Genomic DNA, 20,593 nt, shown 5'->3' on the forward strand with positions numbered 1-20,593 from the left:
CGGTGGGCGGGGGCGCATGCGCGTGTGGCTGTCTGGCCTGGGGCGACGGGGTCGGGCGGCCGTCCAGCGCCTCAGGGCGGGTGAGCCGGGCAGGCTGTGGAGTCGACTGAACGCGGTCGACTTCTACGGCAACTCGTTCCAGTTGGCCGCGCTCGCGATCTTGTGCTTCTTTCCCTTCCTCATCGTCGTCACCGCCGCGGCCGGTCGGGACGCCGCGGCGGTGGTCGCTGGCTGGCTGGGGTTGAACCGGCAGGCCGCGGAGGACGTGGCGGCCCTCTTCAAGCCCGGCCAGGACTCCGGCTCGCTGACGATCGCGAGCGCCTGCGTGCTGGTCATCGGGGCCTTGGCCGTCGCCGGCACCCTGCAACGGTGGTACGAAAGGGTCTTCGACGTCCGCGGCCGAGGGTGGCGCGGCATCGCCGCCCAGTTCTGCTGGCTCGCGGCGCTGCTCGCGTACGGGGCCGTGCAGGCCACGGCCGGCAGGGCGCTCGGCCCGGCCGGCGGGCCGGTGCTGCAGGGTCTGTTCGGCTTCGCGCTGGCGACGCTCTTCTGGTGGGCGAGCATGAAGGTGCTGCTCATGGGTGCGGTGAGCTGGCGCGTTCTCTTCCCCGCCGCCCTGGCCACCGGCGTGTGCTGGATGGGCCTGGGGGTGTTCTCCGCACAATTCTTCTCCGCGGCGATCGTCGAGAATGAGCAGAGCTACGGCCCCATCGGCGTCATCATGATCATCTTGTCGTGGCTGGTGGCCATGGGGGTGGTCATCCACCTCGGATCGATCGTCGGCCGGATGTACGTCGAGCGACGTTCCCGTCCGCCGGGATGATGCCGGGTCAGGTGGTGTCCGGGGCGATCGCCGGGAGCTTGTCCGGGTTGGCGATCAGGTGGATCCCGCTGATCCCCCGGCCGTCGGGGTCGATCTCGACGGTGGCCACCGTGATGGGAACGCCGGCGAGGTGCACCAGGACCGCCGGCCCGCCGTTCGCCTCGACGAGGCGGAACGCGGATCCCGGCGGCACGTCCTCCGCGACCGCCGCGAAGAATCGGGCGACCTTGTCCGCTCCCTCGATCGGGCGACGCGGCGCGCGTACCTTGCCGCCGCCGTCCGACCAGAGCGTCACGTCGGGGGCGAGGACCTCCATGAGGGCGTTCAGGTCACCGCCGACGGCGGCCTCCAGGAACCGCTCGGTCGCCCTCTTGCGCACCTGACGATCGGATTCGAAGCGCGGGCGGCGCGCCTCGACGTGGCGGCGGGCCCGGTGCGCGAGCTGCCGTACCGATTCCTCCGAACGGTCCAGGATGCGGCCGATCTCCGCGTGGTCGAAGCCGAACGCCTCCCGCAGGACGAACACCGAGCGTTCCAGCGGCGACAGGGTCTCCAGCACGACGAGCATCGCCATGGACACCGAGTCGGCGAGCGCGGCCTCCTCGGCCACGTCCGGGGCGGTGAGCAGGGGCTCGGGCAGCCAGGTGCCGACGTACACCTCGCGGGCGGCCTTCTCGCGGCGCAGCCGGTCGATGGCCGCCCGGGTGGTGAGTGTGACCAGGTAGGCACGGGGCTCGGTGACCGTGGACCGGTCGACGCGGCTCCAGCGGAGCCATGCCTCCTGAAGGGTGTCCTCCGCCGCGGCGACGCTGCCGAGCATGCGGTACGCCACCGAGAACAGCAGCGTCCGATGCCCCTCGAAGACGTCGTCGCCGGACGTCGGACCGTCCGGCATCAGGACACCGGGGCGGGCTCGGCGGGCCGACGGTGCGGCGTGTAGGGACCGGGGTGCCGGAACACCACCTTCGCGGAATCGAGCACGATGTTCTTGTACCAGACCGCGAGGCGGCCCGTCAGGACCCATCGGCTCGGGGTCTGGTCGGCGCGCAGGAACTGGATGAAGGCGTCGCGGCGGCCGAGGCTGACGCACTCGTGGAAGTAGCGGAACCGGAACGAACGCGGCGTCCTTCCGGCCAGGCGGTCGGCGATCGCGTCCGCCGCGCACGGCGCGGTGAAGCTCCCGGTCCGGCAGCCGTACGCCAGCGCCGCGCCCCAGGGGCCGGGTACGGCGGCGGCGTCGCCGATGGCGTACACCTCCGGGTGGGACACGGACCGCAGCGTCTCGTCGACCACGATCCGTCCCTGGTCGTCCACGGCGAGCCCGGCGTCGCGGGCCAGGGACGGCACGGTGAAGCCACCGGCCCAGACGCACAGGTCGTACGGGACTCGCCGGCCGCCGTCCAGCACGAGCGCGTCCTCGGCGACCTCCCGGACCTCGGCGTCGGCGAGGACCTCGACGCCGAGCCGGTCGAAGGCCCGGCGCAGGCGCCGCCGTGCCCTCGGGGCCTGCCACGCCCCGGGCTCGGTCCGGGAGGCGAGGAGCACCCGCAGATCGGGACGGGACTCGGCCAGCTCCGCCGCCATCTCGATGCCGCACAGCCCGCCGCCGCACACCGCGACGGTGGAGCCGGGTGCCGCGGTGGCCAGCGCTCCGCCCAGGCGTTCCGCGGATCCGGCGTCGGAGAGGGTGTGCGCGTGGGCGGCGATGCCCGGCACGGCGTGTACGTCGACGGTGCTGCCGAGTGCGTACACCAGGACGTCGTAGCCGAGCGTGCGCTCGCCGTCCCGCGCCTGGACGCGGACCCGGCGGTCGGCGAGATCGATGTCGCCGATCCGGCCGACGATCAGGCTTCCGCCTCGAGGCCCGCCGACCAGGCCGGTCAGGGGCAGCTCGCGGAGCCGCTGTCCGGTGGCCGTCTGGTGCAGGCGCGGCCGTTCGACGAACGACGGCGACGCGCTCACCACGGTCACGTCGGCGTCGTCGCCGAGCCTGTTGATGAGCCGCCGCGCGGCCGGCAGTCCCGCGTATCCGGCACCGAGTACGACGATCCGGGTTGTCATGGTGGTCCTCCTGACGGTGACGTGACGCCTGGAGAGGCGCCCTCACCGATGTAGGCGGAACGACCCCCGCCGAACGTGACATGCGTTCCGCGGATTTCCGGCCCGGGTCGGATCCGGCCCCTCCGGGCCGCCTCGGCGCCCCGTTGGAACCGGGTGTCGACGCCAGGCGGGAGGCGCCTGCGAAGGAGTGCCGTCGGGGTGGTTTTCGTGGCTTTTACCTAAAGGGCTGGTTGGGGACAATCTGGACGGGTAATGTCCAGGTTATGCGAATGGGGGAAGGCGTCGAGTGGGGTCTGCACTGCTGCCTGGCCCTGGCGTGGATCGGCGGCGAGGAGCCGCTGTCGACGGCGAAGCTGGCGGCGTGGTTCGAGCTGCCGCCCGCGTACCTGAACAAGCGGCTCCAGGCGCTGGTCCGGGCGGGCGTGCTGACCTCGACCGCCGGCGCGCGCGGCGGGTTCCGGCTCGCCCGCCCCCCGGAGAAGATCACGCTGATGGACGTCGTGTCCGCGATCGAGGGTCCGGACGAGGCGTTCCGCTGCGCGGAGATCCGGCAGCGGGGCGCGGGGGCGGAGGCGCCCGCGAGCGACTTCCAGCGCGCGTGCGGTGTCTCCGTCGCGATGCGCCGCGCGGAACTGGCGTGGCGACGGGAGCTCGCCTCCCAGACGCTCGCCGACCTGATGGAGAAGGCGCCTCCGTCGGCCGGCGCCCGTGCCCGGCGCTGGCACGAACGCGTCAACGGCTGACCCGAGTCCCCGGGAGACGATCCCGGGCCGACTTGGAAGGAGAATCTGGATGTTGAATGTCCTGAATCGGCCCCGTACGGCGGAGGTGACGAAGCCGGGCGGCCTGGGCCCGACGCTCGTGCTCGCGCTGGGCACCTTCGCCGTCGGTACGGACGCCTTCATCGTCGCCGGGTTCCTGCCGTCCATGGCCCGTACGCTGCACGTGTCCACCGGAGCGGCGGGCCAGTCGGTCACGGTGTTCGCCGTCGCGTACGCCGTCCTCGCCCCCGTGCTGGCCACCCTGACCGCGCGGCTGCCACGGCGCATGCTGCTGGTCGGGGCGCTCGTCGTGCTGGGCGTCGCCAACCTGGCCTCGGCGCTCGCGCCGAACCTGCCCCTGCTGATCGCGAGCCGGGTGCTGGCGGCGGCCGGGGCCGCCGTCTTCACGCCCGGAGCCGGGGCGGTCAGCGCGGCGCTGGTCCGCGCGGAGCTGCGGGCGCGGGCCCTGGCCGTGGTCGTCGGCGGCCTGACCGTCGCCACCGCGCTCGGGGTGCCGCTCGGCGACCTGGCCGGACACTGGCTGGGCTGGCGTACGGCGCTCGGCCTGGTGGCCGCGCTCTCCCTGGTGGCGGCCGCCGGGGTGTTCTGGATCATGCCGGTGCTGCCGGGCGGACCGCGGGTGCCGTTGCGGACACGTCTCGCCCTGCTCCGCCGGCCCGCGGTGGCGTCGGTGCTGCCGCTGACCGTCCTCGGCATGGCGGCGAGCTACACCGTGTACGCGTACAGCGTCCCGGCGCTGCGGAGCGTCGGGGTGCCCGAGGGCTCGACGGTCCTGATGCTGTTCCTCTACGGCGCGGGCGCCGTGGCCGGCAACCTCGTCTCCGGCTACGCCACCGACCGGTGGGGTCCGCTCCGCGTGCTGAAGGGCGGCTACCTCGCCATGGCCGTCGCCCTGGCGGCCCTGGGGATCAGCGCCGCCACCGGCGTCACGTCGCCGATGATCGCCGGGGTGCTCGTGCTGCTGTGGGGCGCGAGCACGTGGACGCAGACGCCCGCGCAGCAGCACCGCCTCATCGCCGCCGCTCCCCAGGAGGCCCCACTCGTCGTCTCGCTGAACGCCTCATCGATCTACATCGGCATCGGCGCCGGAACCGCCACCGGAGGTGCCGTCCTCGCGGCGGGCCCGTCCGTGATGTACGGGCTGGCCGCCGCGGTCGCGGTGCTCGCCCTGGTGTTCCTGCGCTGGACGACCCGGGCCGGGCGCGGATGGCGCCCCGTCCCCGCGCCGAGGAGTGCCACGGACGCCGCCCGCTGATGGCCGGCGGTACCGGTACGTCGTAGATCGACTCCCTCTCGGGCGTCAGCGCGGCGACAGGCCCGCCGCGGCCATCAGCGAATGTCCGAGATAGTCGCCTCCGCCGGGCAGGACGTAGAAGTAGCCGCCGCCCACCGGCAGGACGTACTTGTCGAGCGCCTCGCCGGCCAGCCTGCGCTGTACGGTCGCGAAGCCGCGTTCGAGGTCCTGCTGGAAGCAGATGAAGACGAGCCCCTCGTCGGCATGGCCCGCGGCGTCACGACCCTGCCGGTAGGAGTACCCCCGGCGCAGGATGCGGTTCTGTTCGGTCTGCGGAGTGCGCGGGTTCGCGCGCCGGATGTGGGAGTCCAGCGGGATCACCTGGCCGTTCGGGTCGCCGCGGTAGTCGAACGCCGCGTCCTCCCGCCCGTGCCCGAGCGGCGCGCCGTCGCTCTTGCGGCGCCCGAAGACCTTCTCCTGCTCGGCGACCGTCTCGGTGTCCCACAGACCCGTCGCGAACCGGATGATCCGCACGACCTGATAGGTGCCGCCGACCGCCCAGTCCGGCTCGCCGCCGCCCGGCTGCACCCACACCAGCCGGTCCATCTCCGCCTGGTCGCGGACGTCCGGGTTGCCGGAGCCCTCGCGGAACCCGAACAGATCCCGGGTGCTCGGCCGCCCGTCCGCCGTGAGGGTGTTCTCGCCGCGGAATCCCTCGACCTGCCACCGCGTCCGCAGCCCGCCCCGCGCCGCCGCCCGCAGGTCCGCCATCACCTTCCGCGCGTTCTCCGCCCGGTCGGCACAGACCTGGATCAGCAGATCCCCATGACATTGGGCAGGGTCCAGCGCGTCATTCGGAAACACGGGCATGGTGGACAGCCGCCGCGGTCTCAGCCGCTCCAACCCGAACCGCCGGTCGAACAGCGACGCGCCGACGCCGACGGTGACCGTATCGGCACCAGACGCCGGGGAGGTCACCGCAGCGGAACATGCCCGGTTCAGCGCCTGCAGCATGGCGACGAGGCCTGCCTGCCTGGACGCTTTCACGTCGAAGGCCGCAACAGACGACGCGGCTGACGGCACCGTTGTGACACCTTGCTGATGCGGGACGGCGCGTGACGCAGGCGAAAGGGATCGTCCGCGATGCGCGGAACAACCGGCCGTCAGTGCCGCGACTCCCAATGCGCCGAACAGCAGCTTTCGTCGATCGTGGGACGCCGGCGGCGAAGTCGGACCTTCGCTCGCTCGGCCACGCCCGGAACCGCTCAGGTCCAACCTGACGCCACCTCCAAGGGCTCGCCGATCGCGGCCGGCAGGGCATCTCACCCGACCATCGCCCACCTCCGAGATCGCGACCGATCAAGGACACGACGTTCGGAGGCGGTAGCGCATCAATTTTCAGTTCGGGCTTAAAATCGCCGGTCAGCCGCGCGAGACAAGGGATTGGCCGACCGGCTCCTGCCGGGTGAGAAGAGCCCACCCCAGCGGCGTCAGGACGTGGATCGTGCGGTTGGCCTGGCGTCGGCTGGTGATCAGACCGGCTTCGCGGAGCGTCGTCGTGTGCTGGCTGGCACCGGCCGGGGAGATGCCGACGTGGTCGGCGAGCTCTCCGGTCGTCGGGCCGACGATCGTCGCCTGGAGCACCGCGGCACGGGTCGGCCCGAGCAGTCGCGCCAGCGCCTCCTCGGCGCGGCCGGGCGAGGCGGCCGGGGTGAGCCACTGGGCCTCGTGTTCGACGGGGTAGACGAGGGTCGGCGGGAGTTCGGTGTCGGCGAGCGTGACCGGATGTCGCCAGCAGAAATACGAGGGGATGAGAAGCAGTCCGCGCCCGTCGAGACTCAACTCCTTATCGACCGGATAGTCCGCCTCGAGCACCGGGGCTCGCCAACGCATGTACGGGGCGAAACTGCTCAAGAGCGCGCCGATTCCCCCTTCTCGGAGCAACCGGGATCGCAGCGCCCGATCGGCGTGGACGCGGGATTGGACGTCGGCCCAGTACGGGCGTAGAGCGGCCTGGTGGTAGGTCCGGAAGCTCTCGCCGAGTTCCGACCGCGTTCGTGTGCCGTGCTCCGCGAGGGCACGCAGCCAGGACGACGGATCGTTCTCGCCGCCCAGCTGTTCCAGCTCCGCGGCGAGACGCCGATTCGGGACGCCGCACATGGCCTCGATCCCGGCCTCGAGACCGAGCAGGCCCTCCGGCGGGGTGAGGAAGTCGGGGAAGTAGCCTGCCGGCGGCGCGACGGAGAACAACCGCTCGCGTACCGTCCCCGCCGCTCCGCGCCGGTACAGGTCACCGCGCACCCGCCGCCGCCACTCACCGAACGCCCCCTGCCCCGCACGCCCCTGCAGAACATGCAGGCTGAGCACGGTCTCCCACATTGGATCCGGGACGTCGACCAAATGGGTCCGAGCGAGGTCCTCAGTGGTGAAGTGGATTCTCAGAATCCCCCGTTGTCGCATCGCGTTCCCCCGTGCGAACGATCAAGGCTTCGCCGGATTCCTTCGCCGAGATCATGTCAAATATACAGAAAACACGATGAAAAGGGCCATGACAGTAGGGTGGCCGGAAAGGGTGGTTACGGACGGGTCGCCCGACCGACACCACGTAGCCCGCAATTGGGTCAAGGGCCATAAATCTTCCCAAGCAGCGATGGCCTCATTACGTTGAGTCCCACCAACAGGTCCGCTCTCCCGCTTCCGAGGTGAAGACACCCCGTTGTCCGATGAACAGGGCCAGAATCGCCGGCCCGCCGAGGAGTTGGATCTCTGGCTCTCGAAGGCGGCCACGCTCGCCGCCGACCACGGGGCCGATCACATCGCCGTCGGTCTCCGTGAGCTCAGGAGACGCAGCGCCGGCTTCACGCGACGCGTCAGCTTCGTCGGACAGTTCTCGGTCGGAAAGTCACACCTGGTGAACCAACTGCTCGGGACGAACCTGGTCGAGGAGTCGGAGGTCCAGCGGGCCCGGCGAGCCCTCACGATCAGAGGTGCCACTCCACGGGACGTCACGGAGCTCCCCACCTTCGACGAGTCCGTCGACCGCACCAGGACGCACCGTGAGGCCGTGGACGTCCTCGAGATCGAACACCCGTGGCTCAGCGGATCCGGCCTCGAACTGTGCGACACCCCCGGTCTGTGGGGCGAGGTCGACGATCAGGACGACCTGGCCGGCACCGTCCGGCGTCTGGCGCTCCAGAGCGACGTCGTCGTCATGGTGGTCATGGCGCGGGGCGGGCTGAACGTCCAGGAGCGCGGACTGCTCAGGGAACTGGCCGCTTCGTCGCGCGTGACGGGGGTGCTCCTCGTCGTGTCGATGCTGGACCACGTGACCGGCGATCCGGACGACATCATGAAACGGGCCCGTGCGATCGCCAAGAGGGTCGACCCCCGAGTCGAGGTTCTCCCCGGTCCGGGAGGCGACGACATCACCCCGGACCGGCCGGACCGGCTGGCGGCGCTCCGTGACCGCCTGACCGTCCTCTCCCGTGACGCGCGACAGCACCGAGCCAAGATGATCCGGCTGGCCTCGGCGGTGGCCGAGGAGTGCGAGACCCTGGCGACCCTGGCGGCGGAGGGACTGGCGGCCGCCCGCGAGGACGAGCACCGCAGGCAGGAGATCCGCCGGTCGGTGGAGAACCAGAAACGCGACGCCGACACGCGATGGGCCGCCGCGCTCCTGGAACTGGACACCCTCCGCACCGGCCTCGTCCGTTCGATCCGCGACCGGTGCGAGGAGGCGCGCGCGAGCCTCTCGACCGACATCGACCGGCGACTGGCCGAGAAGACGGACCTGCGCGCCCTGTGGCATGACGAGCTGACACCGGCGATCGAGAAACGGTTCCGCGACGCCATCACGGACGCCACCAACATGATGATCGGCGGGTTCGACGCTCATGCCGCATGGCTCGGCGGGCAGTTGGCCACCCTGACCCGGCCGCTACCGCCGGAGGACCTGCGGCCGCTCGTCGACGAGATGATCGACGCCGAAAGCCGGGAGATCCCCCGCCCCGGGATGAACGCCGGGTTCCTCGCCGAAGGGAACGTCGAGCCGCTCGCCGCCGCGCTCTTCGAAGGCTCCAGCGTGCTCGCGCGGTGGGCGATCGGTGCGCTCCTGCCGTTCGACGCGCTCACCGAGCTCTCCTCCAGCCTGCTGAACCGAGGCCAGGCCGTCCTGCTCGGACGGTTCCACGAGCGACGGCGAGAGATCCTCCAGGCGGCGGCCGATCGCGCGATCGACGGTTTCTTTCCCGGTCTTCCCGACATCGTCGGCAAGCGCGCGGAGCCCTTCTACGCGGAGCTGATGGATCGCGCGAAAGAACGTTATGACGCGTGGTGGCGGGCCCGCGACGATATCTGGAGCCGCGATTCCCGCAATTACGAACGGCTGCGAGATGAGGCGGACCGTCTCGCCGGAGAAGTGCGGTCCTGGCTGTCTTCCGTGGACGCCGACGGTTCATGATGGAGTGGAGACCTATGACCGACAACAGAGATCCCGCCGGCGCTCGCATGGCCGAGAACGGCTTCGCCTCATGGAACGCTCGGCGTTCCACTCTGGTGCGCCTTTTCCAAGACGCCAAGGAGACCGCCGCCAGCCTCGAGAAGGCCATGAAGGGCGACGGGAAGCGGCCTTCCTCGACGTGGCTCAGCGAGGCCGAGAGGGCGCTGGGACGCGAATCTTTCCGCGTCATGGTGTTCGGGGACTTCAGCAGCGGCAAGAGCACGCTCATCAACGCACTGCTCGGCGAGGACGATCTGCTCCCCACCAAGGAGAACCCGACGACCGCCTTCACCACGGTCCTGCGGTGGGGCGAGGTGAAGCGCGCGGAGCTCTACCGGGATCTGGGCAACGGCGGACCCGAAGAGCCGGAGCAGGTGACGGTCGGGGAGTTCCAGCGCCGCGTCGCACTGCGGATGGACGAAGACGGAGAGCCGCTGCAGAGCCCCTATTCGCGTGGGGTGGTCTATCTTCCCTTCGACCTTCTGCGATCCGGCGTCGAGCTGATCGACTCGGCGGGCACGAACGAGAGCGCGGCCCGGGAGCGGGTCACCCTCTCCTTCCTGCCGCAGGTCGATGCGATCATCTTCGTCACTCCCGCGAAAGGCGCGTTCAAGAAGCACGATCAGGACCACTATCTGGAGATGCTGGGCAAACTCGGCCACCAGGACGTCTTCTTCGTGGTCAACCAGTTCGATCTCATTCGCAAGGAGAGCGACCGAAAGGACGTCCGGCTCCGCTGCCAGAACATCGTCGGAAAGTACACCCGGCGCCAGGACCGCCTGTTCTTCACCAGCGCGTCCGACGCGTTGTCGGCCGCCGATGACAGGCGGCTGCAGGAGTCGGGCGTGCCGGCTCTCATGGCGGCGCTCAGCGACTTCTGCATCAACGACCGCAGCAGGGTGAAGTTGCTACGCCCGACCGAAGTCCTCCGGCTCCAGGTGAGCGGCCTGCGGAAGAAGATCAGCGATCGCCGGAAGATGCTGGAGCGGGACGCCGACGAACTCCAGAGCGAACTCGACGCCCAGCGCGAGACGAGAGAGCGGCTTCAGGTGACCCTCGCCCGGATCGCGTCGACGCTCGCGTCGTGGGTCGACGAGACCGAAAAGCTCCTCGCGGACGCCGTCGAGTTGCACGTCCGGCAGCTCGTCAGCGACGTGCCGAACTGGCCCCTGCCCCCCAAGCTCAAGATCCGGCTCCTTCGCGGCAACCGGTACGAGCGCTGGGAGGAGGCCGTACAGCAGATCGACGATGCCCTGACCCGGCGGCTGCAGCGCGAGATGCATCAGTACACGGTCGACGACGAAGGCCTCGCTGGTTTCCTCCGGGACCGGGAGTCCATGCTCCAGCAGGCCCTCCTGCCCCTGTTCCAGGCCTACGAGGCGAACATGACGGAGCTGCGCAGCGCGCTGACCGGGTCGGTCGTGGACATCGCCGACGACGCCGAGCTTCCCGGGCTCGGCGCGCCGCTGAGCCTGCACCTTCCGGCCGAGGTGCTGTCGAAGACGTCACCGGGCTGGTCCTGGGGCACGGTGAGCATCGGAACCAGCGCGCTGGCGGTGGCGGGTGGTTCGGGACTGACCTTGGCGGGCGGCCTCGGGCTGTTCACCGTCGGCGCCCTCTTCACCGCCATCGCCGCGCCGATCGGTCTCGTCGCCGCCGGCATCGGCGGCCCGCTGGTGATCCGGACCCTGGCCAAGAGGAAGCTCAGGGAGAACGCCGTCGAGGAGTACCGGCAGGCACTGGAACGGAACGCCGAGGAGATCGCCAAGCGCCACGCCGCCCAGTACGCCGCGGTCCTCCGGGCGCTCACCGAGGATCTGAGCGGGCAACTGCGCGACCGCATCGAGGAGACCATCTCCGAGGCCGAGGGCGCGATCGAGAAGCTCCGGTCGAACCGCGTCGAGGTCGATGAGGAACAGCGCCGCCTCAGCCGCTGGGAGGACTCGCTCATCGGGATCGAGGACGGCGCCGCCGAACTCGCGCGCGAGGTGCTGGCCGACATGCGCTGAGCCCGCGGGTCCTCTTACGAGTCCCGAACGCCGTCCCTCGAACGCCTTCTCTCAGCCCGACCGCCACGCGGCGGCACGCGCCTCGGCGAGGACCTCCCCTATCGGGCGGCCGGTCGCCGCCGCGGCGGCGCGGACGTCGTCGTACTCCGGCTGCGCGGTCACGACCTCGCCGTTCAGCAGGCCGCGCTTGACGCCGACCGTCGCGCCCCCGGTCACCGGCACGGTGATCTGGTCGCGATCGAGGGAACGGCGCTCGACCGGCGAGACGCGCACGCCGAGCGTCGTCGTCTGCTCGAAGATCACGCGGCACACGGCGTCGAGCCGCTGCGGGTCCACCAGGACGCTCAGCACCTGGCCGGGACGGCCCTTGCGCATCAGCGCGGGCGAGCACCAGGCGTCGGCGGCCCCGGCCGACCGCAGGGCCTCCAGCACGTCCGGCCACAGCCGGGGATCGAGGTCGTCGACGGTGGTGTCCACGCGGTGCATCTCCGCCGTCGCCCAGCCGGACGCGTCGGCCGCCTCCCCGATCAGCACGCGCAGGACGTTCGGGTGACCGTCGGGGTCGGCGCGGCCGGCGCCGGTGCCGGTGGCGCGCGGGACACAGTCCGGCGCGGGGCCCCAGCCGGTGGCGAGCGTGGCGAGCAGCGCGGCACCCGTCGGGGTGCACAGCTCCATCGCGGCGGGATGCGAGCGCAGCGGCGCGCCGGCCTCGGTGAGCAGTTCGAGGACGGCGGGGACCGGGACGGGCAGCGGCCCGTGGGCCGCGCGGACGACGCCGGAGCCGGCCGCGACCGGCGACACGACGCGGGTCGCGGTGCCGAGCAGGCCGAGGTCGTGGAGCGCGAGCGCGCACCCGGTGACGTCGGCGATGGCGTCGAGCGCCCCGACCTCGTGGAAGTGGATCTCCGAGACGTCCACGCCGTGCACCCGGGCCTCCGCACGGGCGAGCCGCTGGAAGACGGCCAGGGCGAACTCCCTCGCCTCCTCCGGCAGGGCGGCGGCCGTGAGGATCGCGGTGACGTCCGCGAGGTTCCGGGAGACGTGGCTGTGCGGGGCCCGGACGTCGGCGTACCGGGCGCGCAGCCCGTGCCGGCGCACCTGGGTCACCTCGACGTCCACGGGCTCGACGGCAAGGCCGCGCAGGCCCGCCCGTACGGCCTCGAGGTCGGCGCCGGCGTCCACCAGCGCCGCGAGCAGCATGTCGCCCGCCGCCCCGTTGCCCGCGTCGACCCACAGGGTCCTCATCGGACGGCCTTCCCTTCACGCGTGACGCACGACAGCGACCGCCCGACCCGCATCAGACCGCCCTTGCCCACGGCCGTTGGCGGACGTCCGGTCCTCATCCGGCCGCCTTCGCGGTGCGGCGGGCGATGCGGGCGGCGGCGACGCCGGCGCCGAAGCCGTTGTCGACGTTGACCGAGACGACGCCGGGGGCGCAGCTGTTCACCGTGGCCAGCCAGGCGGTGACGCCCTCGAGGTTCCAGCCGTAGCCGACACTGGTCGGCACGGCGATCAAGGGCGCGCCGACGAGCCCGCCGAGCACCGAGGGCAGGGCGGCCTCCATGCCGGCGACCGCGACGACGACGTCGGCCTCGTCGATCCGGTCGCGCTGGGCCAGGAGCCGGTGGATGCCCGCCACGCCGACGTCGACGATCTCGTCGGGCTCGGCCCCGAAGACGCGTACGGTCGCCGCGCACTCGCGGACGACGGGCAGGTCGGAGGTGCCCGCGGCGACCACGGCGACGGTGCCCCGGGTCTCGGTCGTCCCCAGGACCGCCGTGCGGCCGACGGGGTCGATCTCGGCCGCCGGGAGCTGCTCCGTGCACGCGGCGATCGCCTCGTCCGCCAGCCGGGTGGCGAGGACGGCGCGGTCGGGGTGCGCCTCGTGCAGCGCGCGCAGCGCGGTGACGATCTGCTCGGGCGTCTTGCCCTGGCCGAACACCACCTCCGGGTCGCCGGTCCGGGCGGCCCGGTCGACGTCGAGCCGCGCGAAGCCGAGATCGGTTACGCCGTTCGGCTGGGATACCGTCATGAGAGTCGTTCCTCAACGGATCGGGGTTGCATGGTGGACGTGGTGGTCCTCTCCGACGAACTGCTGACCGAGATGGCAGGCTACGGCAGAACGCTGGTCGCGTTCTCCGGCGGCGTGGACTCCAGTGTCGTACTCGCGGCGGCGGCCCGCGCGCTCGGCCCCCAACAGGTGGCGGCCGTCACCGCCGTGTCGCCCTCCCTGCCGTCCGCCGAGCTGGACGCGGCGCGGGAGCTTTGCGCGGATCTGGGCGTGACCCATCACACGCCGGCCACCTCCGAGCTGGAGGTTCCCGGATACCGGGAGAACGGCCCGCAGCGCTGCTACTTCTGCAAGAGCGTCCTGCTCGACACGGCGAACGCCCTCGCCGACCACCTGGGGTACTCCACGATCACGACGGGCACGAACGCCTCGGACGTGGTCGCCGGGTTCCGGCCCGGCATCCGCGCCGCCGCCGAGCGCGGGGCCCGTACGCCACTGGCCGACGCGGGCCTGGACAAGGCGGCGGTGCGGGCCATCGCCCGCCACTGGGACCTGCCGGTGTGGGACAAGCCGGCCGCGGCCTGCATGGCGAGCCGCGTCGCGTATGGCATCGAGGTGACCTCCGCCCGCCTGGCGCGGATCGAGCGGGCCGAGACGGCCGTCCGCGCGCTGTTCGGCGGCACGGCCCGCGACCTGCGCGTCCGCGACCTCGGTGACGCCGTGCGCCTGGAGGTCGACCCGCAGCTCGTCGAGCAGGCGCGCGACGACCAGGCGGTGAGCGCGGCGATCCGCGAGGCCGGGTTCGCCGCCACGCCGATCCGCGTCGAGGTGTTCCGGTCCGGTTCGATGAACGACGCGCTCGCCGCCTCGGATCGCTGAGGCGGACCGCACGGTGAGATGTGCACGGTGAAATGTGCGCGACATGAACGACGGGTGACGCGCCCGGCCGTTTGAGCGGTGCCGGTGAACCGTTAGGGTTTCCCCTGTCAGTTTGCGGCCGGGACGGCTCATGCCCAGGATCGGAGAAGAACAGCGGATGGCGCCAGACCGACCTCACGAGTTCCCGTCCCTCGGTGACTCTCACGTCCTGCTGACCGGCGCCACCGGGTTCCTCGGGCAGGCGACCCTGGAGAAGCTGCTGTCGGCCCATCCGGGCGTGCGCGTGTCGGTGCTGATCCGGCCGCGCGGCGGCACGTCCGCCCAGCGGCGCTTCGACGGGCTGCTGCGCAAGCCGGTCTTCCGCACGCTGCGCGAGCGGATCGGCGAGGACGAGCTGCGCCGCATCGCCGCGGAGCGGGTCAACGTGATCGAGGGCGATCTCGGCGAGGTGACACTGCCCGCCGACATCGACGTGGTGATCCACGGCGCGTCGACGGTGTCCTTCGACCCGCCGATCGACGAGGCGTTCCGCACGAACGTCGCCGGCGTCGTCACCCTGTACGAGGCGCTGCACAAGGCGGGCGCCGACCCGCACGTCGTCCATGTCTCCACCGCCTACGTCGCCGGCGTCCGCAAGGGCGTCGTCCCGGAGGCCCGGCTGGACCACACCGTGGACTGGCGCACCGAGATGGCCGAGGCCCTGGCCGCCCGCGCCGACGTCGAGCGCGACTCGCGGCGGCCCGAGGTGCTGCGCAAGTCGGTGGCGCGGGCGCAGAGCGAGCACCGCAAGGCCGGCCCGCAGTCGGTGGTCGCCGCCGCCGAGGAGGCCCGCCAGGAGTGGGTGACCGACCGGCTCGTCGACTACGGCCGGTCGCGGGCGCAGAGCCTCGGCTGGCCCGACGTCTACACGTTCACCAAGGCCCAGGGCGAGCGCGCCGCCGAGGAGCTGTGGGGCGAGCGGCGGCTGTCGATCGTCCGCCCGGCGATCGTGGAGAGCTCGCTGCGCCACCCGTACCCGGGCTGGATCGACGGCTACAAGATGGCCGACCCGCTGATCATCGCGTACGGGCGAGGCGTCCTGCCGGAGTTCCCCGGCCTGCCCGACAGCGTCGTCGACATCATCCCGGTCGACCTGGTCGTGAACGCCACCATCGCCGTCGCGGCCACGCCGCCCGAGCGCGGCGAGACCGGCTACTTCCACATCGGCTCCGGCTCGCGCAACCCGCTGTCCTTCCGCGGCCTGTACGAGAACGTCCGCGACTACTTCCGGCGGCACCCGATGCCGGCCGGCGAGCGCGGCCACATCCGCGTGCCGCAGTGGCGCTTCCCCGGCAGCCGCCAGGTCGAGATGATGCTGAGCAGCGGCGAGCGCGCCACCTCGGCGGCCGAGCGGGCGCTGCTGCGGCTGCCCGCCTCGGCCAAGACGCGCGACTGGATGACGGCGGTGCACCGGCAGCAGACCAACCTCGACTTCCTGCGCCGCTACTCCGACCTGTACCAGGCCTACACCAAGGCCGAGGTCATCTACGACGACGCCCGCACGCACGCGCTGCACCGGACCGTGCCGCCCGAGCGGGTCGAGGAGTACGGCTTCGACCCGTCGATCATCGACTGGGAGTACTACCTCCAGGAGGTGCACTCCCCCAGCGTCACCGAGCTGATGCGCGGCTTCTCCAAGGGTCGGGGTGGCAGTCGCAAGGGCGCCGAACCGGCGCTGCCGGAGCGCACCGACATCGCGGCGGTGTTCGACCTCGAGGGCACGATCATCGCCTCGAACCTCATCGAGTCGTACCTGTGGGCGCGGCTGTCGTCGACGCCGCGTTCGCAGTGGGGCGGTGAGCTCGCCGACCTGGCCCGCTCGCTCCCCAAGTACCTGCGGGCCGAGCGGCGCGACCGGGGCGACTTCGTCCGGGCCTTCCTGCGCCGCTACCAGGGCGCCGATGTCGCCGAGCTACGCGCGCTGGTCGACGACGTCCTCGGTGAGGCGGTGCTGCAGCGGGTCATGCCGGAGGCGGTCCGCAAGATCCGCGCGCACCGCGCGGCCGGCCACAAGACGATCCTCATCACCGGCACGATCGACGTGTTCGTCGAGCCGCTCGCGACGCTGTTCGACGAGGTCGTCGCCAGCCGCATGCACGAGCGCGACGGCGTGCTGACCGGCTACCTCGACGCGCCGCCGCTCGTCGACGAGGCGCGCGCCGCCTGGTTGCTCCGCCACGCCGAGGAGACCGGCCTGGACCTGTCGCAGTCGTACGCCTACGCGGACAGCTACTCCGACCGGCCGCTGCTGGAGGCCGTGGGCAACCCGGCGGCGGTCAACCCGGACCCGTCGCTGTACCGCCATGCCAAGCGCAAGCACTGGCGCATCCATGAGTGGGGCGCCCATACCCGTGGACGGGGCGACGTGCTGATCGACACCGTGGGAGCGAGGACCGCCCGATGATCCTCGCGCTCGAGTACCACCGCTCGCCGGGCCGGTTCGTGGCCGCCCGGGGGCTGACCTCCACTCGCGTGGGGAGTCGGCTGAGCGGCATGGTCGCCGGGAACCTCGCGCCGCTGCGCCTGGTCAACCGCCAGGCGCCGGAGCTGCCCGGCGAGGGCTGGACCCGCGTGACGCCGATCCTGACCGGCATCTGCGGCTCCGACCTGAGCCTGCTGACCGGCCACTCCTCGCCGTACCTGTCGCCGATGACGTCGATGCCGTTCGTGCCCGGCCACGAGATCGTCGGCCGGACCCTGGACGAGTTGCCCGGCATCCCGAAGGGCAGCCGCGTCGTCCTCGACCCGGTCCTGTCGTGCGCCGTGCGCGGCATGGAGCCCTGCCGCTGGTGCGCCTCCGGGCAGCAGAGCCGCTGCGACCACATCACGGCCGGCCGCATCTCCGCCGGAATCCAGACCGGCACCTGCGCCGACACCGGCGGCGGCTGGAGCCGCCAGATGGTCGCGCACGAGAGTCAGCTGCACGTGGTGCCCGAAGACCTGCCCGACGAGCGGGCGGTCCTCGCCGAGCCCCTCGCCTGCGCGATCCACTCGGTGCGGCGCGTGCCGATCGAGCCGAACTCCACGGCCGTGGTCGTCGGCGCGGGCACCGTCGGGCTGCTCACCCTGCTGGCGCTGCGTGAGCTGACCCAGGTCGGCGCGGTGTACGTCATCGCCAAGCACGGGCACCAGAAGGAGAAGGCCAAGGCGCTCGGCGCGACCGCCGTCATCGAGCCCCGCAAGGCCGTACGCGCGCTGCGGCGCGTCACCACCGCGCGGATGCACACGCCGGAGATGGGCGCGGACTTCCTGCTCGGCGGCGTCGACACCGTCTTCGAGTGCACCGGCGGCGCCAGCGGCCTCGACACCTCGCTGCGGCTGGCCCGCGCCGGGGGTACCGTCGTGATGTCGGGCATGCCGTCCGGTGGCGTCGACCTGACGCCGCTGTGGTTCCGCGAGCTGGAGCTGGTCGGGGCGTACTGCTCCGGTTCCGACGGGGCCGACTTCGCCGACGCGCTCCGGCTGGCCGACTCGGCCCCACTGGACGGCTACGTCGGCACCACCTACCCTCTCGCCCGCTGGCGCGAGGCCCTGAACCACGCGGCCGACTCCGGGCGGCTGGGTACCGTCAAAGTCGCCTTCGACCTCGCCCGCTAGAGTTCGGAAAGGAAAATCAACGAGTGAGCAGACCAGGCTTCGTACTCGATGTGGATGAGCGGACGCCACCGCTCATCATGCACCAGGGCGAGGGCTTCCGGCTGGAGCGGCTGCCGCTCGGGTCCAAGGTCATCTACCCGCCGGACTCCCTGCCGGGCATCCGCGACGTCGACGCCGCGATCCGGAACGCACTGCTGCATCCGCACGGCACCGAGCCGCTACCGGAGCTGCTGCGGTCCGGCATGCGGCTGACGATCGTCTTCGACGACCTGTCGCTGCCGCTGCCGCAGATGCAGACGCCCGACGTTCGGCAGCGCATCATCGAGCAGGTTCTCGAGATGGCGGCGGCCAAGGGCGTCGACGACGTCGAGCTGATCGCGGCCAACGCCCTGCACCGCCGGATGACCCCGGCGGAGCTGCGGCGCACCGTCGGCGACCGGGTGTTCCACGCGTTCTTCCCCGAGCACTTGAAGAACCACGACGCCGAGGACCGCGACAACCTCCTCCACATGGGCAAGACCCGCCACGGGGAGGACGTCGAGATCAACCGGCGCGCCGCCGAGAGCGACCTCATCGTCTACGTCAACATCAATCTCACCGCGATGAGCGGCGGCGCGAAGTCGGTGTCGGTCGGTCTGGCGAGCTACCGCAGCCTGCGGCACCACCACAACGTGCACACGCTGCGGCACTCCAACTCCTTCAACGACCCGCCCAACTCCGCGATGCACCACTCGTACGAGCGGATGAAGGGCGTGATCGACGAGCACGTCAAGGTCTTCACGATCGAGACGACGCTCAACAACGAGACCTTCCCCTCCTCGATGGGCTTCCTGAACAAGCGCGAGTGGGAGTGGAACGTCCGCGACCAGGCCACGTACCTCGCGGTCAAGCGGGCCAACGAGGTGATGCCGAAGAAGACGCGGCGGCGGATCTGGCAGTCGACGGCCGCGCCGTACGGCGTCACGGGCGTGCACGCCGGCCTGCAGTCCGAGGTGCACCCGCTGACGCTGGACAACGTCTACCGCCAGCAGCTCACCGAGGTGAACGGCCAGTCCGACATCGCGATCTGGGGCCTGCCGTACATCTGCCCCTACAACGTCAACTCGGTGATGAACCCGATCCTGGTGATGTCGCTCGGGCTCGGCTACTTCTTCAACCTGTACAAGAACAAGCCGATCGTCCGGCAGGGCGGCGTGGCGATCTTCTACCACCCGGTGCCGAACGAGTTCCACCCGGTGCATCACCCGAGCTACATCGACTTCTTCGAGGAGATCCTCACCGAGAGCACCGACCCGGTGCTCCTGGAGACGAAGTACGAGGAGCAGTTCGCCACCGACCCGTGGTACATCCAGCTGTACCGCAACAGCTACGCCTACCACGGCGTCCACCCCTTCTACATGTGGTACTGGGGGGCGCACGCGATGCAGCACCTCGGTGACGTCATCTTCGTCGGCGGCAACCGCAAGACCACCCAGCGGATGGGCTTCCGGGCGGCCACCACCCTCGCCGACGCGCTGGAGATGGCCAAGGACACCGTCGGCGGCAGCCCGTCGATCTCCTACCTCCACGCCCCGCCGCTCGCATTGGCGGACGTGCGATGAGCATCCGCAGGGAGGTCAGGCTCCTGCGGCATGGCCGGGACTGGCGGGGGCGCTCGACCGTGCCCCGCTCGGCGGAGCCGCACGTCGTCGAGCCCGAGGAGAAGGTCTTCCCGACCGCGTGGGCCCGCACGCCCGTCGCGGTCGCGGCCCGGTCCGTGCTGCGCAAGGGGCTGCTCAAGCCGGTCGCCTGGCGGCAGATCACCCCGGTCATCGAGGGCGCGGAGTACCTCGACGGCGTGCGCGGACCGGTGGTGTTCGTGGCGAACCACTCCAGCCACCTGGACACCCCGCTGATCCTCGGCTCGCTGCCGGAGCGGTTCGCGAACCGCGTCGCCGTCGGCGCCGCCTCGGACTACTTCTTCGACGTACGCTGGCGCGCGACGCTGACGGCGGTGTTCTTCAACGCCTTCCCCGTCGAGCGCTACGGTTCGAAGCGGCTGCGGAGCCTCGCCATCGACCTCGTCGACGACGGGTGGAGCCTGCTGCTCTACCCGGAGGGCACCCGGTCGGAGGACGGCTGGATGAATCCCTTCAAGCTCGGCGCCGCGGTGCTGTGCGTCACGAAGGGCATCCCGTGCGTCCCGATCGCGATCCGGGGCTCGTACGCCGCGATGCCGCGCGGGCGCAACTGGCCGCAGCCGGGCAAGCCGCGCGTCACCGTCCGGTACGGCCGTCCGCTCGTGCCCGAGGAGGGCGAGGAGGTCCGGGCGTTCCGCACTCGGATGGCCAAGGCCGTCAATATGCTGGCGGCCGAGGAGGACCTGGGCTGGTACGACGCGCTGCGCGCCGCGGCCGACGACCGGCTCGAGATCCCGGGCGGTTCCCAGCCGACCCGCCCCGGTGCCGTACGGGACGAGAGCAAGGGCGAGGGCGAGAAGGCGGCCGAGACCGCCGACTGGCGCCGGGTCTGGGCCTCCACGGAGCCCCTCTCCGGCCGGCGCCGCCGCGTCTGGCGCGACTGACCGATACGGGCCCCGGGCGAACCGGGGCCCGTACGCTTCCACGCATCACGGTCCGGTCGGCGCGAGACGATCGTTTTCACCCGGCGGTGTCGCCGCG

Annotated in this window: 16 protein-coding genes; 10 read left to right on the plus strand and 6 right to left on the minus strand. The window is 71.6% G+C overall.

What is annotated here, in order from left to right:
- Positions 1–16: 16 nt before the first annotated feature.
- Complete coding sequence (locus ACQP2O_RS35785; RefSeq protein ID WP_433172954.1) at positions 17–823, plus strand: YhjD/YihY/BrkB family envelope integrity protein; 807 nt, start codon at positions 17–19, stop codon at positions 821–823.
- 7 nt (positions 824–830) lie between these two features.
- Here ACQP2O_RS35785 and ACQP2O_RS35790 read toward each other — a convergent pair whose 3' ends face one another.
- A complete protein-coding gene (locus ACQP2O_RS35790; protein ID WP_433172956.1) occupies positions 831–1,718 on the minus strand; it encodes an RNA polymerase sigma-70 factor in 888 nt (295 codons plus the stop codon).
- Positions 1,718–2,884, minus strand: coding sequence for an NAD(P)/FAD-dependent oxidoreductase (locus tag ACQP2O_RS35795; RefSeq protein ID WP_433172958.1), 1,167 nt, complete (start codon positions 2,882–2,884; stop codon positions 1,718–1,720). Before ACQP2O_RS35795 ends, ACQP2O_RS35790 begins: the two co-directional genes overlap by 1 nt.
- Before the next feature lie 263 nt (positions 2,885–3,147).
- On the opposite strand from ACQP2O_RS35795, the gene ACQP2O_RS35800 reads away from it, so the two are divergent.
- On the plus strand, positions 3,148–3,627 hold the full coding sequence (locus tag ACQP2O_RS35800) for an RrF2 family transcriptional regulator (RefSeq protein WP_433172960.1): 480 nt from the start codon (positions 3,148–3,150) through the stop codon (positions 3,625–3,627).
- A 49-nt stretch (positions 3,628–3,676) separates the two neighbouring features.
- Positions 3,677–4,921, plus strand: coding sequence for an MFS transporter (locus tag ACQP2O_RS35805; protein WP_433172962.1), 1,245 nt, complete (start codon positions 3,677–3,679; stop codon positions 4,919–4,921).
- Positions 4,922–4,966: 45 nt separating this feature from the next.
- Here the strand turns inward: ACQP2O_RS35805 and ACQP2O_RS35810 are convergent, their stop codons facing one another.
- Together ACQP2O_RS35810 and ACQP2O_RS35815 are read right to left on the minus strand one after the other, a co-directional pair.
- Complete coding sequence (locus ACQP2O_RS35810; protein ID WP_433172964.1) at positions 4,967–6,241, minus strand: Dyp-type peroxidase; 1,275 nt, start codon at positions 6,239–6,241, stop codon at positions 4,967–4,969.
- An 81-nt stretch (positions 6,242–6,322) separates the two neighbouring features.
- The gene (locus ACQP2O_RS35815) at positions 6,323–7,267 is read right to left on the minus strand and encodes a DUF5937 family protein (protein WP_433172966.1); all 945 of its coding nucleotides are present in this window, start codon (positions 7,265–7,267) and stop codon (positions 6,323–6,325) included.
- Between the two features lie 349 nt (positions 7,268–7,616).
- Here ACQP2O_RS35815 and ACQP2O_RS35820 point away from each other — a divergent pair, with 349 nt between their 5' ends.
- Both ACQP2O_RS35820 and ACQP2O_RS35825 read left to right on the plus strand, forming a co-directional pair.
- Complete coding sequence (locus ACQP2O_RS35820; RefSeq protein ID WP_433172968.1) at positions 7,617–9,359, plus strand: GTPase; 1,743 nt, start codon at positions 7,617–7,619, stop codon at positions 9,357–9,359.
- 14 nt (positions 9,360–9,373) lie between these two features.
- Positions 9,374–11,407, plus strand: a complete 2,034-nt coding sequence (locus tag ACQP2O_RS35825) for a dynamin family protein (RefSeq protein WP_433172970.1) — start codon at positions 9,374–9,376, stop codon at positions 11,405–11,407.
- Between the two features lie 51 nt (positions 11,408–11,458).
- On the opposite strand, the gene larC is transcribed toward ACQP2O_RS35825, so the two are convergent.
- The gene (gene larC, locus ACQP2O_RS35830) at positions 11,459–12,652 is read right to left on the minus strand and encodes a nickel pincer cofactor biosynthesis protein LarC (RefSeq protein ID WP_433172972.1); all 1,194 of its coding nucleotides are present in this window, start codon (positions 12,650–12,652) and stop codon (positions 11,459–11,461) included.
- Between the two features lie 94 nt (positions 12,653–12,746).
- Entirely contained in the window at positions 12,747–13,439 is a 693-nt protein-coding gene (gene larB, locus ACQP2O_RS35835; RefSeq protein ID WP_433172974.1) for a nickel pincer cofactor biosynthesis protein LarB, read from the minus strand.
- 30 nt (positions 13,440–13,469) lie between these two features.
- Here larB and larE point away from each other — a divergent pair, with 30 nt between their 5' ends.
- The 5 genes from larE to ACQP2O_RS35860 all read left to right on the plus strand — a co-directional run bounded on the left by larE (position 13,470) and on the right by ACQP2O_RS35860 (position 20,496).
- Complete coding sequence (larE, locus tag ACQP2O_RS35840; RefSeq protein ID WP_433172976.1) at positions 13,470–14,297, plus strand: ATP-dependent sacrificial sulfur transferase LarE; 828 nt, start codon at positions 13,470–13,472, stop codon at positions 14,295–14,297.
- A gap of 157 nt (positions 14,298–14,454) precedes the next feature.
- Positions 14,455–16,740: an HAD-IB family hydrolase gene (locus ACQP2O_RS35845; protein WP_433172978.1), complete on the plus strand. Its 2,286-nt coding sequence runs from the start codon at positions 14,455–14,457 to the stop codon at positions 16,738–16,740.
- Entirely contained in the window at positions 16,737–17,933 is a 1,197-nt protein-coding gene (locus ACQP2O_RS35850) for a zinc-dependent alcohol dehydrogenase (protein ID WP_433172980.1), read from the plus strand. The genes ACQP2O_RS35845 and ACQP2O_RS35850 overlap by 4 nt, the downstream gene beginning before the upstream one ends.
- 23 nt (positions 17,934–17,956) lie before the next feature.
- Positions 17,957–19,534 carry a lactate racemase domain-containing protein gene (locus tag ACQP2O_RS35855; RefSeq protein WP_433172982.1) on the plus strand — a complete coding sequence of 526 codons (1,578 nt, stop codon included), beginning with the start codon at positions 17,957–17,959 and terminating at the stop codon, positions 19,532–19,534.
- Complete coding sequence (locus ACQP2O_RS35860; protein ID WP_433172983.1) at positions 19,531–20,496, plus strand: lysophospholipid acyltransferase family protein; 966 nt, start codon at positions 19,531–19,533, stop codon at positions 20,494–20,496. Before ACQP2O_RS35855 ends, ACQP2O_RS35860 begins: the two co-directional genes overlap by 4 nt.
- The last annotated feature ends 97 nt before the right edge of the window (positions 20,497–20,593 follow it).

This window comes from Actinoallomurus sp. CA-150999 (genome assembly GCF_050942425.1).
GTDB lineage: Bacteria > Actinomycetota > Actinomycetes > Streptosporangiales > Streptosporangiaceae > Actinoallomurus.